Below are 16,265 nucleotides of genomic sequence, written 5' to 3' on the forward strand. Positions count from 1 at the left end.
CACCGCAACCCGACCACCACGCCCCACACCCACACCAGACAAATAGCCGGCCAACCGACCCGACGCCGCCCACAACTCCCCATACGACAGAGACGTTCCCGCACCCGAAACCGCCACCGCATCCGGCCTACAGGCCACCTGGGCAGCGATCAGCTCAGGCACCGAGACCGCCGACACCGGCCTCGTCGCGCCGCTTCCCGCCTCCACCACCCGCGCCTGCTCGCCGACACCCAGCAAACCCACCCGGCCCACACGCACCGCCGGGTCCGCCGCGATCTGCTCCAGTACCCGCACCAACCGTTCCAGGAGCGAGCCGGCGAAAGCACGGTCGTACACGTCCGGCCGGTAGTCGAGCTTGCAGGTCATACGGTCACCGGGGACAACGCTCAGGCCCAGTGGGTAGTGGCTGACGTCCGCCCAGTCCGAGGCGCTGGCCGAGAGGCCGCCGAGGCCGTCCGGCAGTGACGTCCAACCCGGGTAGTTCTGGTAGACCATGAGCGTGTCGAAACGCGCGCCGGGGCCACCGAGTTTCTGCAGTTCGGGCAGGCCCAGGTGCTGGTGGGGCAACAAGGCGGCTTGTCGCCTCTGCAAGTCCTGGAGCAGGTCCCGCACCGGCTGCGCGCCGTCCAACCGCACGCGTACCGGCAGCGTGTTGATGAACAGGCCCACCATGCTCTCCACGTCGGGCAGTTCGGGTGGGCGGCCTGCTACGGTCGCGCCGAACACCACGTCCGTACGGCCGGTCAGCCGCGCCAGCACCAGCGCCCACGCGCCCTGGAGCACGGTGTTGGGGGTCAGGCCGTGCGTGCGGGCCAGTTCCGCCAGTGCGCGGGTCACTTCTTCCGGCACATCGGCGTGGAGGCGTTCGGGGACTGCCGGGCCTCGCGCCGGTGCGGTAGGTGCCACCAGTGTCGGTTCCTCGGTTCCGGCCAGCTCCGCCCGCCAGGCATCCTGGGCGGCCTGCTGGTCCTGCTGGCCCAGCCATGCCAGATACTCCCGGTATGAAGCCGTCCGCGGCAGCTCCGAATCGTCGCCTCCCGCCGCGTAGATCTCGAAGAGTTCCCGGTGCAGGACCGAAAGGGACCAGCCGTCGGTGAGGATGTGGTGGCTGTGGACGATGAGCCGGTGCCGTTCGTCGCCCAGCCGGATCAGCAGCAGTCCCCACAGCGGAGCCTTGGTCAGGTCGATCCGTGCCTGCCGTTCGCGGTCGATCAGCTCCTCTACCGCGGCCGATGCCGTGTCCCCGGACAGGCGGGAGACGTCCGCCTCTCGCCAAGGGAGTACCACTTCTCGTGCGACGACCTGTACGGCCTCTCCGGACGCGCTGCGGTGGAAGCTCGCCCGCAGTGCGGCGTGACGGGCCATCAGGGCCTGCCAGGATGCCCGTAGCCGGCCGGTGTCCAGTGGACCGTTCAGCGTCAGCGACCACCACACGTCGTAGACGTCGGGACCCTGCTCGTCGAATGCGGACTGGAACAGCAGCCCTTTCTGCAAGGGCGACAGCGGCCATATGTCCGCCGGCCCCGGCACCGCCGCCGTCAGCTCCGCAACGTCCTGCCGTGTCAGGTCCAGGAGCGGGAAATCGGTGGGCACGTGTCCGCCCGCGCCAGGGGCGCCGGTGTGTTCGGCCAGGCCGTCGAGCAGCTCCAGCCAGGACCGGCCGAGCGCCTCCGCCGTGGCTTCGTCCAGCGTCCCTTCGGGCCAGCGCAGTGCGAGACTCAGTTCCGGGCCGTCCGGAGTGTCCCTGGTCACGGCCTCCGCTTCCAGTGCGTAAGGGGTGGTCGTGTCCGGGGTGACGGCTTCGCCGGCCGCGGTGCTTCCGGCCGGTTCCCGGGCTGCGGCCAGGGCGTTGGGAATGCCGCCGTCGGCGCGCCGGTCCAAGTGGCGGAAGAGGACCTGTGCTGCCGGGTGCTCCGCGAGCACTCGTCCCGTACCCGGGTTGTGGTGACGCAGCAGCCCGTAGCCCAGTCCGTCGCCCGGCACCGCCCGCACTTGCTCCTTGACGGTCTTCAGCAGTTCGCCGGCTGCCGGGCCGCCGGCCAGGGCCTCGTCCAGTTCGATACCGTCCGCGCACAGCCTGACCGGGTGCACTTCGGTGAACCGGCCCACGGTCCGTGACAGGTCCGCCCCTTCGTACGGCTCACGGCCATGCCCTTCGACGTCCAGGAGGATTTCGGGGGCGGGGTCCGACCACTGGCGGGTGAGTGCGCCCGCCAGGGCGGCAAGCAGCACCTCGCGCACACCGCAGTGGAAGGCCGCCGGCGTCCGGTCCGTCAGCGCCTTCGTCCGGTGCGCTGCCACCGTCCAGGTCTTCCGCTGCGCGACCACCGTGTGCCGACGTGCTCCGGCCGGTGTGCCTGGCAGCCGCGCAGCGCCGTCCAGCAGCGCCGTCCAGTCGGCCAGCTCCTTGATGCGGCTCTCGTGCGTTGCCTGTGCGGCCAGCAGGCCGGCCCACCGCCGGAAGGACGTGCCCACCGGGTCGAGTGCCGGGCTCCGGCCGGCCGCCGCGGCCTCGCAGGCAGCCTTCAGGTCCGGTACGAGGATGTGCCAGGAGGCCTCGTCCACCACCAGGTGATGAGCGACCATAGCGAGTCGGCCGTCCCGGTCGGGTCCGGTGTCCAGCCATACGGCCTGCACCATGATCCCCGCAGCCGGAGCCAACCGGTCTGCGGCCTCGCGCGCGGCCCGGTCCGCTGTGTCGTCCAGAGCGTCGGCCGCGACATCGCGCGCGTCGATCCGCGTCAGCAAGGCCGCCGCGCCCGGCGTGCCGCCTCCGTCCACGGTCAGCGCCTGCTCCCCCGGCACCGCCCGTGACCGCAGGATCTCGTGTGTCTCCAGTACTGCGGCGAGTCCAGCCAGCAGCGCTTCCCCTGTCCAGGCTGCCGGAGTGCCGACAACCACCCACTGTGCGAAACGATCACGAGGCCCCCGCTCGTCCCGTGACCGCATGAAGGGTGTCCAGGGGATGCGGCCGCCCGTGTCCTCAGCCGCGTGCGAGGCGAGTTCCGCGGCTCCGGCCGCCTCCGCCAGCCGTTCGGGCGTCCTGAGCTCGAAGACCTGCTGGAGCGTCAGTGGGAGCCCGGCGCGGCGGGCCCGTGACGCCAGTTGGACCACGATGATGGAGTCGCCGCCCAGTTCGAAGAAGCTGTCCTCGGCCCCGACGTGTGCCAGCCCCAGCACCTCGGCGAACAGCGCGCACAGGACCTCTTCGGCCGCCGTACGCGGCGCCCGGCCGGTGGACCGGCCGGCGAAGTCGGGCTCGGGCAGGGCTCTGCGGTCGACCTTGCCGTGCGCGGTGAGCGGCAGCCGGTCCAACGGCACCAGCGCCGCGGGAACCATGTACTCCGGCAGCCTTCCGGCGAGGTGCGCGTGCAGCGCGGCGAGCACCTCGCCGGTGCCGCGGCTCGCCGCAGGGTCGTTGGCCCACTCCGACAGTACGGTTGCCGTGCCGCCGGGTACGGGCCGCACCTGGCCGGGTACGGCGGGCTCGTAGAGGTCCACGGGGGCGGCGGAGGCGGCCAGGTCCGACCGGACGAAGACGACGTCCACGGCGTCGGGAGCCTCGGCGGACCAGGTGACTCCCACCCAATAGCCCAACCGTTCACCCAGCTCGTGGAAGTCTTCGGCCTCGACGGACGCCACCGGCCTGCCCGCTCCGCCCGGCAGCCCGTTACCGTTCCGCGAGCCGCCCGAGCCACCCGAGCCACCCGGGCGGGCCTGCGGGCTCTCCACGGGGCCGTCGCCGCGTACGGTGGCGGCCAAGGCGACCTCGTGCGCCGTCCGGCTGTTGGGCACCCCAGTCAGCCGCAACCGGTCGGGCCGTCCGCCGCCGAGGCGTTCCGCGAGCACCGCGAGTTCGCCGCTCCTCCCCGTCCAGGCGTACCGGGGCGCGTCGGACACCGGCAGGACCGCGGCCCCTGCCTTGTGCAGCGTCACGTCGTACCGGTACCGGGTCAGCTCGTTGTGGTGCCACCCCCGTTTGATGCGGATATCCGTTCCGGCGATGCCCGTCAGCCGTCCGGCCAGCGCGACGAAGAATTCCGGGTCGACCAGCAGTTCCTTCTCCAACACCACGCTGCGCTCCACGGCGCGGCGCAGCGCGGCCAGATCGCCGGGGTCCGCGGCGCGGCCCGCCTCGACCGCGGTGTTCAAAGCCCGGTGCAGACGCCGGTTGCGGACGTCGCCGACGAACAGCGCTCCACCCGGGGCCAGTAGCCGGACCAGCCGCTCCAACACGTCCTGGAGGTACGCCGGACCGGGAAAGAACTGTGCGACGGAGTTGAGGACGATCGTGTCGAAGAAACCTTCCGGCAGCCCGTCGGTCTCATGGGCCGCCATGACACGCAGTTCGACGCGCCCGGCCAGCTCGGGGAGGCGGTCCACCTGCCGCTGCAACCGCTCGACGACGGGGGCCGAGAAGTCCGTGCCCCAGTAGACGGAGCACTCCGGAGCCAGCTGGGACAGCAGGAGGCCAGCCCCCATCCCGACTTCCAGGACCCGGCGCGGGCGCAGTGCCCGGATCCGCTCCACGGTGTGCGCACGCCAGTCACGCATCTGCGGCAGCGGGATCGGCCGGCCGTCGTAACTGCTGTTCCAGCCGGTGAAGTCCTCCCCGAAGGCGGTGGCGCGCATGGTGCTGTATACCGAGTCGTACAGCCGGTGCCATTCACCGATCTGTTCCTGTTCCGCCCTCTCGTCCCGCTCGCGTGCGGCGGTGTCCGGGACCACGTAACCGATCAGGCGGCGCTCGCCGCCGCGTCCCCCGCTCGCCACCACGACGGCCTGCCCGACCGACGGGTGTCCGGCCAGGACCGCTTCCACCTCCCCCGGCTCCACGCGATAACCACGGATCTTCACCTGCTCGTCCGCGCGGCCGACAAAGACCAACTCACCGTCACCGGTCCAGCGCACCAGATCCCCGGTCCGATACATCCGCCCACCAAAAGCACCGAACGGGCAGGCCACGAACCGCTCGGCCGACAACCCCGGGCGATCCAGATAGCCCCGCGCCAAACCGGCACCCGCGATATACAACTCACCCGTCACCCCCGGCGGAACGGGCCGAAGAAACGCATCCAGGACATACACCCGGCGCCCCGCCAACGGACGACCCAACGGCAACACCCCACCCAACTCATCCCCCGGCCGCAACACATGCCACAACACACACAACGTGCCCTCGGTCGGCCCGTACAAATGCCGGACAACCACCCCCGGACACGCCCCCCGCACCCGCGCCACCGCACCAACCGGCACCACATCCCCACCCGTCAACACCTCACGCAAACCCGCAAAACACCCCGGCGACTCCTCCGCCAACACCCGAAACAACCCCGCCGTCACATGCACCGCCGACACCCCAGCCCCCACCACCGCCCGAATCCGCCCCGCACCCACCAACCCCACACCAGCAACCACCACACACCCACCCACAGCCAACGGCACCCACACCTCAAACAAAGAAACGTCAAAAGCATGCCGCGCATGCAACAACACCGCATCCCCCGACCCCACACCCCAACCACGCTCACCCACCAAAGCCACCACACTGCCGTGCGGCACCATCACCCCCTTCGGCACCCCCGACGACCCAGACGTATACATCACATACGCCAAATCCTCCCCACCCAAAAGCACCGGCTCCGCCACCGGACAGACAGCCACCTCCGCCGCCACCCGCGAGTCATCCACCACCACAAGCCGCCCCGACGCCCCCACCGGAACAATCGCCCGCGTCGCCCCCGTACACACCACCGCCACCGGCTCCGCATCGGCCAGCACAAACCCCACCCGCTCCACCGGATACCCCACATCCACCGGAACGTAAGCAGCCCCCGCCCTCCACACCGCCAGCAGCGCCACCACCAACTCAACCGACCGCTCCATCACCACCGCAACCCGGTCACCACGCCCCACGCCCACACCAGCCAAATAGCCGGCCAACCGACCCGACGCCGCCCACAACTCCCCATACGTCAAAGAACGCCGGCCATCCGTCACCGCCACCGCACCGGGCGCATCCTCCACCCGCCGCGAAATCAGCTCAGGCACCGAGGAACACGACGCCCCCTCCCCCTCCCCCTTCGCAGTAGCACTCCAACCAGACACCACCACCGCCCCACGCTCCCGCGCATCCAGTACGTCGATCCGGCCCACCGGGGTCATGGGGTCTGCGACGGCCCGTTCCAGGAAGTTCACGAGGGAACGGTGGGTTGCTCGGGCCCACGCGTGGTCGTAGCGGCCGGGGTCGGCTTCGAGGCTGACCCGGATACGGCCGCCGTCCGACGCCGAAGGCCCGTGCATCCGCACGGAGAGGTCCTCGACGGGCCGTGTGGGCAATTCCCGCAGTAGCCCCGGGTGCGTACCGAATCGCAGCGGCCTGCCGGCCGGTGTGACGCTCACCAGCGGGCCGAACTGCCTGCGGTCCGCCGGCCAGTCGAGGTCGCGGCGCAGCCATTCGCCGCGGAAACGCCGGTGATCCAGCAGGTCGCCGATCTCCTCGTCGGCCCGCCGGGCCAGCTCGGCGAAGCCGAGACCGGGCGGTACGGGCAGTCGTAGCGGCAGCACGTTCGCCATCGGGCACGGTGTACGCCGGGCCGACGCGCTGGCGCGGCCGTCGGTGGGGATGCCCAGGATCGCCTCGTCCGCCCCGGTCGTCCGGCACAAGGTGGCGGCCAGGGCGGCGACGGCGAAAGCGCGCCGGCTCGCCCCGGTGCGAGCTACCGCGGCTCGCAGAGCGGCGCCGGTTTCCGGGAGGAGGCAGTCACTCTCGCTCAGGTCGGCTTCGGCCTCCGGCAGGCATTGCCCAGGGGCCTGGGCCGGGGCGGGGCGGTCCGCGAAGCGGTCGAGCCAGTACTGGCGGTCGTCTGTGTACTGTTCCGATGACCGGTAGGCCGCTTCCTGCCTCAACAGTTCTTCGAGTGGAGCGTATTCGGGAGAACCGTAGGGTGCGTCGCGTGACATCGCTCCATAAAGGGACGCGACCCGGCGCGCCAGCAGCACCGCCCCGGAATGGTCCATCAGCAGCCGGTGGTACCGCTGATACCAGATGTGACGGCCGGGCCCCAAAGCGAAGAGGACATGCGAATCGGTGCCCAGCACGCTCGCCTCGGCCTGCATTCGCGCCAAGGCGGCTTGCCTCGGATCACTTTCGGCTTGGAGGTCGATACGCGGCAGGCTCCATTCCGATACCGGTTCACGAGCGATCACCTGGGCAGGGCTCTGACCGCGTTCCGTGATTCGCATCCGCAGTATTTCGGTTTCGGCTATCGCTTGCCGCAATGCCCGTTCGAAGACGGTTGTGTCCAGGGGGCCGGAGATTTCGATGTACTGCCTGATGTCGTACGCGCGAGGTGCGGGGTCCCCACGTTGAGCCGACCGAATCCCCTCCTGGCTTGCGAACAGGGGCAGAGTGGGATTCGTCCGACCGTTCATGCTTCCCCCTTCGCGGGCAGCCCGCAGCTCACCAAGCACTTCGGAATTCTGTGACAGCCCGACGAATTCGCCGTCGATGTCTTCCACCCTGCGCGCCTGGGTGAGCGGGGTCAAACGTCACCACTTGGACAGACACCCTGTATTCAACGCGCCGACGGAATCGGTACGACACCCGTCCAACCGGCTGCCTGACCCTTTGGACAGCGCACCGGACCGCACCGGACCGCACCGGACCTTCGGCCGGTCGGCGGGCCGAGGCCCGGGGCGGTCCGCGACCGCCCTTGTCAGTCTCCGGCGGTATGAGGTATGGCGGACGCGAATGTTCCCTACGCCGTAGGTTTACGGGCTTCGGCACGTACCGCTGAGGTTTCTGCGGAAATTGCGGCTCTGGTGGGACGGCCTGACTGCGCGGGTCCCGTTACTGTCCTCGCAACCGAATCGGCGCAGACTCCCCGATAAAGGAGTGCGAGAATGAGCGTACGTCCGATGAGAACGCTGGCAGCGCTGGCCACGGCCACTGCTACTGCCGGTGCGTGCCTGATGGCGGTGCCGAATACCGCAACCGCGGCGCCGACCACCGCGCCCAGTGCCACCGGGAAGAAGCCGCTCTCCGTCGTCCACGTGCCCGGTGACAAGGCGAAGGCCGGAAGCACGGACAGCGCTGCCGCGTCGTCGTGCCCCATCAAGGTGCACGGCTACGCCGGCAAGCGCGTCTGCGGATTCGATTACTTCTACTACGACTGGGGCGGCGGCAACCACGAGTACTTCGTCGTCGGCACCAACTATTCCGTCTTCCACGCCTGGCGCGGCAGCGGCGGTTGGAAGCCGCTCGGCGGCAAGGCACGCAAGACCGCCCCGAACGGCGCCTACGCCACGAGCCCCACCGGCGTCGCGACGATCGGCACGGACAACCGCTGCTGGTGGCGGCCCAGGGGCAACGGCAGCTGGCCCGGCAGCTGGCGCCGCTGCTGACTCTCCCTGGCCCGGCTCGCGGTCACGGACGGCACAGGGCGGTCTTGTGATCGCGGGCCGGGCGCCGGGGCGCCCCGTTCGCGGGGCCGGGGTTCAGTGCTTGCGGGGCTGGTTGAAGCGCAGCATGTTGCCGGAGGGGTCGCGGAAGGCGCAGTCGCGCACGCCGTACGGCTGGTCGACCGGCTCCTGCAGCACCTCGCCGCCGGCGGCGCGGATGCGTTCGAAGGTGGCGTCGCAGTCGTCGGTCTGGAAGATGACGCCGCGCAGCATGCCCTTGGCCAGCAGTTCCGCCATGGCCTGCCGGTCGGCGGGCGAGGCGTTCGGGTCCGCGAGGGGCGGTTCGAGGACGATGTCCACGTCGGGCTGGGTGGGCGAGCCGACGGTCACCCAGCGCATTCCCTCGAACGCGACGTCGTTGCGCACCTCGAATCCGAGAACGTCCCGGTAGAAGGCGAGCGCCTTGTCGTGGTCGTCGACGGCGATGAAGCAAGCGGAAAGGTTGATGTTCATGGGGACAACGCTACGGACGCCGGCCGGGTCCGGCTTCTCCATTCCTGACCGGTCGCGTGTGGATCTTGGCGATGCAGGGCGGGATGGCGGCGCTCTCGTCGTGGCTGCGGGCCCGGTACGCGCTGGGTGTCTCGCCGACCAGCTCGGTGAACCGCGAGCTGAACGAGCCCAGTGAGGTACAGCCGACCTCGAAGCAGACCTCCGTCACCGACAGGTCGCCCCGCCGCAGCAGCGCCTTGGCCCGCTCGATCCGGCGCGTCATCAGGTAGCTGTACGGCGTCTCCCCGAAGGCTTCGCGGAAGCTGCGGGAGAAGTGGCCCGGCGACATGAGGGCGGTGCGCGCCAGCGCCGGGACGTCGAGCGGCTGCGCGTAGTCGCGGTCCATCTGGTCGCGGGTCCGGCGCAGCCGGACGAGGTCCTCCAGTCTCACGTGATCACGATCCCATACCCGGCAGGGCGGCACTACCTGCGGACGGCACTACTCGGGGGGCACTACTTGCGGGCGACTCCGCCGTACATGGCGATGTCGCGGTCCTCGACCTGCTCCTGGTCCGCGTCGGGCCGCCAGTGGTGGACCTGGGTCAGCCCGGGGTCCACCAGTTCCAGCCCGTCGAAGAGCGCTTCGGCCTCGGCCCGGGTGCGCAGCTTCATGGGCATGCCCCGGAGCGCGTACTCGTCGGCGACCCGGCCGACCTCGCGCGGCGCGAAGTCGGCGGTTCCGATGGTCATGGCCACGAAGCTGCCCGCCGGCAGCGGCTCCAGGAGGCGGCGCACCAGGCTGTGGTCGTCGGGCGGGAGGATGAAGTGGAGGATTCCGATGATCATCAGGCCGACCGGCTGCCGCAGGTCCAGCAGCTCCTGGAACTGCTCGGAGCCGATGATGGCCTCGGGGTCGCGCATGTCGGCGTCGACGTAGGCGGTCCGGCCCTGGGCGGAGCCGGTCAGCAGCGCCCGCGCGTGGGTCAGCACGATCGGGTCGTTGTCGACGTACACGGCCCGTGCGTCGGGGCGGGCCTGCTGGACCACTTCGTGCAGGTTCGGGGAGGTGGGGAGGCCGGTGCCGATGTCCAGGAACTGCCCGACGCCTTCCTCGCGGGCCAGGTACCGGGCCGCGCGGTGCATGAACTTGCGGTTGGCCCGCATGTGGACGGGCAGCGCGGGCCACTCCCGGCACATTGCGTCGCCGGCCTCGCGGTCCACGGCGTAATGGTCCTTGCCGCCGAGGATGTAGTCGTACACGCGTGCCGAGTGCGCCGTACCGGTGTCGATCCGGTCCACCGGGTAGCCCTGTTCCAACTCCCTTGCCCCCTCCGGTCGTACCGGTACCGCGATGGTCCGGTTTCAGAGGGATTCTAAGCGGTATCCGATCAACTCTGATCGCACGCCCCCGGCTTACGGGAACGCTGCTTGCCGCGGGCCGGGGACGGGTCCGCGGCAAGCGGCGTTCCGGCGGGCGGTCAGCCGCTTTCCAGCACCAGTTGCAGTTCGACTTCCTGGTCGCCCGACACCGCGCCTTCCGAATGGACGGAGAACGCGCTGGTCAGCACCTCCCGCAGCCGGTCGACCGCCAGGTGGCTGCCCTGGAGGTTCGCGGTGACGGAGGCGGACAGTGACGCGGCGCCGGTCTCGCCGCGTACTTCGGAGGTCTCGAAGGTCTCGGTCCAGACGGTCGGGTGCCCCGCCTGTTTCGGCTGGTCGTGCGGGGTGTCGCCGTCCGCGCGGTCGGACGCGAAGCAGGCCCGCAGCGTGCTGAACACGGCCTCGGCGTCGGCCGGGGACTGGGCGCTGAGCACCACTTGCGCCGGCTCGTCGTTGTGGGGTGTGCGGTTCATCTGGGCTGTGTCCTCTCCGCGCTGTGCGATGGGGTGGTCGGGGTGCCGGGGTCCGGCGGGTGGGTGCGGCGGGCCTCCTTGGCCGCCCGTTGGGGTACGACGGTGTACTTGGGGTCCTCGGCGGAGGCGATGCCGGCCGCGAAGACCCCGAAGCGGGTGCACGCGGAGCCGGCGAGCAGGGCCAGCCCGCTCGCGGCGGCCAGCGGGCGTGAGCGGCCCCCGGACAGCGCCCCGCCGGCGGCACCGATCGCGGTGAGCGCGCTCGCCGCGCGGAGCAGCCGTCCGGCGCGGCCCTCGCGGTAGGTCTCCGCGACCATGCCCAGGCGCCGTTCGGCGGCCTTGGTCACGGCGCTCTCGGCGACCGTGGCCAGGACGGCGGCGCAGCGCGCCGGCCCGGTTTCCCTGGTGGGGCCGACGACGAGGGCCATCCCGGAGGCGGCCGCCGTCGCGGAGGCCGCGAACAGGTAGGGGAGTTCGCGGTGGGCTCCGTGCCAGGCGGGGACCGCGGTGTCCGCGGCGAGGACCGCGGTGTACGAGGCGACGGCAGGCCCGAGGAGCGCGGCGGCGCCGGTGGCCGCCGCTCCCGCCCTGGGCAGCCGGCCGGTGACCGCGGAGGCGGCCGCGGCGCCCGCCGCGGGCCCGTATCCGGCCAGTAGCCAGGAGCCGACGCTCATCGGCGAGGTCGGCTTGAGGACCCGCAGCATGTTGCCGAACCGCTCCGGTCTGCCGAGGTCGTTGACGAGCGCGGCGGTGGACAGGGAGACCGCCGCTAGGGAGGAGATCTTCATCGCGGTGGCGGTGGTGGTGCGGCCCGTCGCGTGGGCACCCGCCGCCAGGACCGATCCGGCTCCGGCGAGGCCGCCCAGGAAGAAGTACCCGGCGATGTCCCTTGCGCGCCAGGCGGGTGCCTTGATGACCGGCCTGCCGTAGTACGAGGCGAAGTCGGCGGGCGGCGACATGAGTTGCTCACCCCGCGAGCCCCTGAAGCCATGTGCGCCACGCGACGCGCGCGAGCCACGGGGCCCCCGCTCCGCATCGGAGCCGTTCATCGCCACCCCTTCCGTCCGGTCGGCCTGGCCGGGCGCGCCAGCGCGGCCGCGGCGAACGACAGCGCGAGGCCGCCGGCCAGCGAGAGCGCCGCGGCGCCCGCGTGCTTCCACATGGCGGGCAGGTCGCGGGTGGTGACGACGGGGTCCGGGGGCAGCCCGTACACCTCGGGTTCGTCCAGGAGCAGGAAGAAGGCGCCGTCGCCGCCGACGCCGTCCGTCGGCTCGTGCCCGTACAGCCGCGCGTCGGTGACGCCCGCCTCGTGGAGCTGCTCGACGCGGAGCGCCGCCCGTTCGCGGAGTTCGTCCAGGGGGCCGTACTGGATGGACTCGGTCGGGCACGCCTTGGCGCAGGCGGGTTCCTGCCCGGCGCCGAGCCGGTCGTAGCACATCGTGCACTTGAAGGCGCGGCCGTCGGCGGGGCGCTGCTCGATGACGCCGTACGGGCAGGCGGGGACGCAGTAGCCGCAGCCGTTGCAGATGTCCTCCTGGACGACGACGGTGCCGAACTCGGTGCGGAAGAGCGAGCCGGTGGGGCAGACGTCCAGGCACGCGGCGTGGGTGCAGTGCTTGCAGACGTCGGAGGACATCAGCCAGCGGAGGTCACCGCCGGAGCCGCCGGCAGCACCGGTGCCGTCCCGCGCGTCCGCGAGCGGCAGTTCCGTTCGCCCCTCGGGAGCCGGCCGCGGCTGTTCGACGAACGCCACGTGCCGCCAGGTCGAGGCGCCGAGGCCCTGCGTGTTGTCATAGCTCATCCCGGTGAGGGCCAGCCCGTCTTCCGGGATCGCGTTCCACTCCTTGCACGCGACCTCGCACGCCTTGCAGCCGATGCACACGGACGTGTCGGTGAAGAAGCCGGCGCGGGGCGGCGCGTCGGGGTGGCCCGCGTCGCCTGCCGGGTCCGGTTCGACGCCGCTGAGCAGGTGGTCCGTCATGCGCGGGTCTCCGTTCCCGTGGTCTCGTCGATGCCGGCGCGTTCGCGGTAGGCGGCGACCAGCTGGGGCAGGTCGGGGCCGCGTGGCCGGCGGCCCGGCCGGATGTCGGCGGTCAGCGCCTTGTCCTCCTGGATGTGGGCGTTGGGGTCGAGGGCGATGGCGACGAGTTCGTTGGCGGCGTCGCCGGTCACCACGCCGTTGGGTCCCCAGTGGAAGGGCAGGCCGATCTGGTGGACCGTGCGGCCCTGCACGGTCAGGGGTTTGATCCGTTCCGTCACCATGACCCGGGCCTCGACGGCGTTGCGCGCGGTGATGATGGTGGCCCAGCCCATGTGCTCCAGGCCGCGTTCGGCGGCGAGCTGCGGGGAGATTTCGCAGAAGAACTCCGGCTGGAGTTCGGCGAGGTAGGGCGACCAGCGGCTCATACCGCCCGCGGTGAAGTGCTCGGTGAGCCGGTGGGTGGTGACGACGTACGGGTAGACGTCGGCGCCCGGTTCGTCGCCGCTCGGGTGGTAGCGGTTGCCCTCGCGCGGGTGGATGCGGCGGACCGGCGAGCGCGGGGTGGACGGGTACAGGGCGTTGCCGAACGGGGAGTCCTGCGGCTCGTAGTGGGTGGGCAGCGGCCCGTCCACCAGGCCGGCAGGCGCGTACAGCCAGCCTTTGCCGTCCGCCTGCATGATGAACGGGTCGTCGCCGCGCAGCGCGTCGGGGCCGCTCGCGCCGTCGGGGGGTTCGTAGTCCGGGGCGCGGTCGGGGACGAAGTCCGGTACGTCGTGGCCGGTCCACTTGCCCTCGGCCTCGTCCCACCACACGTACGCCTTGCGTTCGCTCCACGGTGTGCCGTCCGGGGCGGCCGAGGCGCGGTTGTAGAGGATGCGGCGGTTGGCGGGCCAGGCCCAGGCCCATTCCTTGGCCACCCAGTCCTGTTCGGTGTGCGGCTTCCTGCGGGCCGCCTGGTTGACGCCGTCCGCGTACACGCCGCAGTAGATCCAGCAGCCGCACCTGGTGGAGCCGTCGTCCTTGAGCTCGGTGTACGCGGACAGCGGGGCGCCGTCCGGGCCGTGCCCGTTGATCTCGGCGAGGACTGCGTCGGCGACCGGCTCCTCCAGCGGCCCCTGCACCGGGTAGTCCCAGGTCAGGTCCTGTACGGGCCGGTCCATGGGGTCGGTGGAGGCGGCCAGTTTCGCCTTGATGCGGCGGCCGAGGTGGTACATGAACCACAGGTCGCTGCGTGCGTCGCCCTCGGGTTCGACGGCCGTGTGGTGCCACTGCACCCAGCGGTTGGTGTTGGTGAAGGAGCCGGACTTCTCGGTGTGTGAGGCGGCCGGGAAGAAGAACACCTCGGTACCGATGTCCTCGGTCCGCAGTTCGCCGGTCTCGATCTCCGGGCCGTCCTGCCACCAGGTCGCCGACTCGATGAGCGAGAAGTCCCGTACGACCAGCCATTCCAGGTTGGCCATGCCCAGGCGCTGGAGGCGGGTGTTGGCGGATCCCACGGCGGGGTTCTCCCCCATGAGGAAGTAGCCCTTGCAGGCGCCGTCGAGCTGCGCCATGACGGTCTCGTACGTGGCGTGCGCGCCGGTCAGCCGGGGCAGGTGGCCGAAGCAGTAGTCGTTGCCGGCGGTGGCCGCGTCGCCGTAGTACGCCTTGAGCAGGCTGACGAAGTAGGCGCGCATGTCGCCCCAGAAGCCCTTGTCGGTACGGATCGCCTCGACGAACGTGTCCAGGTCTTCGTGGGCGTGGGCGTGCGGCATCGGCAGGTAGCCGGGCAGCAGGTTGAAGAGGGTGGGGATGTCGCTGGAGCCCTGGATGGAGGCGTGGCCGCGCAGGGCCTGGATGCCGCCGCCGGGGCGGCCGATGTTGCCGAGGAGCAGTTGCAGGACGCTCGCGGCCCGGATGTACTGCGCGCCGACCGAGTGCTGGGTCCAGCCCACGGCGTAGGCGAAGGCGCTGGTGCGGTCCCGGCCCGAGTTGGCGGTCAGGTCCTCGCACACCCGCAGGAACGTCTCCTGCGGTACGCCGCAGATCCGCTCGACCATCTCGGGGGTGTAGCGGGCGTAATGGCGCTTGAGGATCTGGTAGACGCAGCGCGGGTGCCGCAGCGTCTCGTCGCGCGGCGCCCGGTGGCCGGCGGGCGGGCCGCCGGAGCCGTGCGACTCGGAGCCGCCGGCCTCCTGGACGCGGGCCTCGTACTGCTCGTCCACCTCGCCCGACGGGGCCTGGACGTCGACACCCTCGTACTGCCAGCTCATGGGGTCGTAGTGGTGTTCGGCCTCCTCCAGGCCCGAGAAGACGCCGTCCAGGTCCTCGGTGTCCCGGAACTCCTCGCTGACCAGCGTGGCGGCGTTGGTGTAGTTCAGGACGTACTCGCGGAAGTCCTTCCCCTCGGTCAGGACATGGTTGACGATCCCGCCGAGGAAGGCGATGTCGCTGCCGGCGCGGATGGGTACGTGCAGGTCGGCCAGGGCGCTGGTACGCGTGTAGCGCGGGTCGACGTGGATGACCCGGGCGCCGCGCGCCTTGGCCTCCATCACCCACTGGAAGCCGACGGGGTGGGCCTCGGCGAAGTTGGAGCCCTGGATGACGATGCAGTCCGCGTGCTGGAGGTCCTGCATGAAGGTGGTCGCGCCGCCCCGTCCGAAGGAGGTACCGAGACCGGCGACGGTGGAGCTGTGGCAGACCCGGGCCTGGTTCTCCACCTGGACCACGCCGAGGCCGGTCAGCAGCTTCTTGATCAGGTAGTTCTCCTCGTTGTCGAGAGTGGCGCCGCCCAGGCTCGCGATGCCCAGGGTGCGCGCCGTGTAGAGCCCTTCGGCGGTCTCCCACTCCCAGGTGCGGCGGCGCGTCTCGACGACCCGGTCGGCGACCATGTCCATGGCCGTCTCCAGGTCCAGCGGCTCCCAGTCGGTGGCGTACGGGCGCCGGTAGAGGACCTGGTGACGGCGGGACGGGCCGGTGGTGAGCTGGAGGGTCGCCGCCCCCTTCGGGCACAGCCGGCCCCGGCTGACGGGCGAGTCCGGGTCGCCCTCGATCTGGACGACCTTCTCGTCCTTGACGTACACCTGCTGGCCGCAGCCGACCGCGCAGTACGGGCAGACCGAGCGCACCATCCGGTCGGCGCCGTCGGTGCGCGGACGCAGCCGTTCGGTGTACGGCGACATCGCGGCGCGGCCACGGCCCAGCGGATCGCCGCCGGTCAGCTGCCGGTACACGGGCCAGTCGCGAACCCGTTTGCGCACGCCCATCGTCTCCTCCAGCGCGTCTGCGGTCTGCCACGGCGGGTGGCCCCGGGGGCGGGTGCCTTCTCAAGGCTCGCCCGTCGGCGTCCCGGCTGCTAGCGGGGACGGCCGGCGGTGCACCGGCGCGCGGCACGTCGGTGCCGCCGGTGTCCGGCCGGCGGCGCGAGGGCGGGTTCCCCGCGGTGGGCGGCGAAAACCCGTCCGGGCAGGGAAAGATCCACCAGCCCGCGGCCCGGCCCGTACCGCCGGGGCGCGCCTGCCCGGTGCCGTACGGGTGAGCGCGCCACCGGCGCAATC

The 16,265-nt window shown here is 71.3% G+C and carries 9 protein-coding genes; 1 reads left to right on the top strand and 8 read right to left on the bottom strand.

Annotation, left to right across the window (positions count from 1 at the left end; translation table 11 throughout):
- Window positions 1-7,434 (bottom strand): amino acid adenylation domain-containing protein (locus ACH4K4_RS31765; RefSeq protein ID WP_398172032.1); only part of this gene is annotated, 7,434 nt, incomplete at its 3' end.
- Window positions 7,435-7,905: 471 nt separating this feature from the next.
- Here ACH4K4_RS31765 and ACH4K4_RS31770 point away from each other — a divergent pair.
- Window positions 7,906-8,406, top strand: coding sequence for a hypothetical protein (locus ACH4K4_RS31770; RefSeq protein WP_398172034.1), 501 nt, complete (start codon window positions 7,906-7,908; stop codon window positions 8,404-8,406).
- A 93-nt stretch (window positions 8,407-8,499) separates the two neighbouring features.
- On the opposite strand, the gene ACH4K4_RS31775 is transcribed toward ACH4K4_RS31770, so the two are convergent.
- The 7 genes from ACH4K4_RS31775 to fdh all read right to left on the bottom strand — a co-directional run bounded on the left by ACH4K4_RS31775 (window position 8,500) and on the right by fdh (window position 15,974).
- Window positions 8,500-8,916 (bottom strand): VOC family protein, encoded by a 417-nt coding sequence (locus ACH4K4_RS31775; RefSeq protein WP_398172036.1) that lies wholly within the window; start codon window positions 8,914-8,916, stop codon window positions 8,500-8,502.
- 10 nt (window positions 8,917-8,926) lie between these two features.
- Window positions 8,927-9,346, bottom strand: coding sequence for a helix-turn-helix domain-containing protein (locus ACH4K4_RS31780; RefSeq protein ID WP_398172038.1), 420 nt, complete (start codon window positions 9,344-9,346; stop codon window positions 8,927-8,929).
- 62 nt (window positions 9,347-9,408) lie between these two features.
- Entirely contained in the window at window positions 9,409-10,212 is an 804-nt protein-coding gene (locus tag ACH4K4_RS31785) for an SAM-dependent methyltransferase (protein ID WP_398172040.1), read from the bottom strand.
- A gap of 161 nt (window positions 10,213-10,373) precedes the next feature.
- Window positions 10,374-10,748, bottom strand: a complete 375-nt coding sequence (locus ACH4K4_RS31790) for a hypothetical protein (protein ID WP_398172042.1) — start codon at window positions 10,746-10,748, stop codon at window positions 10,374-10,376.
- Complete coding sequence (gene nrfD / locus ACH4K4_RS31795; RefSeq protein ID WP_398172044.1) at window positions 10,745-11,707, bottom strand: NrfD/PsrC family molybdoenzyme membrane anchor subunit; 963 nt, start codon at window positions 11,705-11,707, stop codon at window positions 10,745-10,747. Before nrfD ends, ACH4K4_RS31790 begins: the two co-directional genes overlap by 4 nt.
- Window positions 11,708-11,793: 86 nt before the next feature.
- Complete coding sequence (locus tag ACH4K4_RS31800) at window positions 11,794-12,729, bottom strand: 4Fe-4S dicluster domain-containing protein (RefSeq protein WP_398172046.1); 936 nt, start codon at window positions 12,727-12,729, stop codon at window positions 11,794-11,796.
- A complete protein-coding gene (fdh, locus tag ACH4K4_RS31805) occupies window positions 12,726-15,974 on the bottom strand; it encodes a formate dehydrogenase (protein WP_398172048.1) in 3,249 nt (1,082 codons plus the stop codon). The genes ACH4K4_RS31800 and fdh overlap by 4 nt, the downstream gene beginning before the upstream one ends.
- Window positions 15,975-16,265 lie beyond the last annotated feature (291 nt).

Source organism: Streptomyces sp. NPDC017529 (assembly GCF_044329785.1).
Taxonomy (GTDB): domain Bacteria; phylum Actinomycetota; class Actinomycetes; order Streptomycetales; family Streptomycetaceae; genus Streptomyces.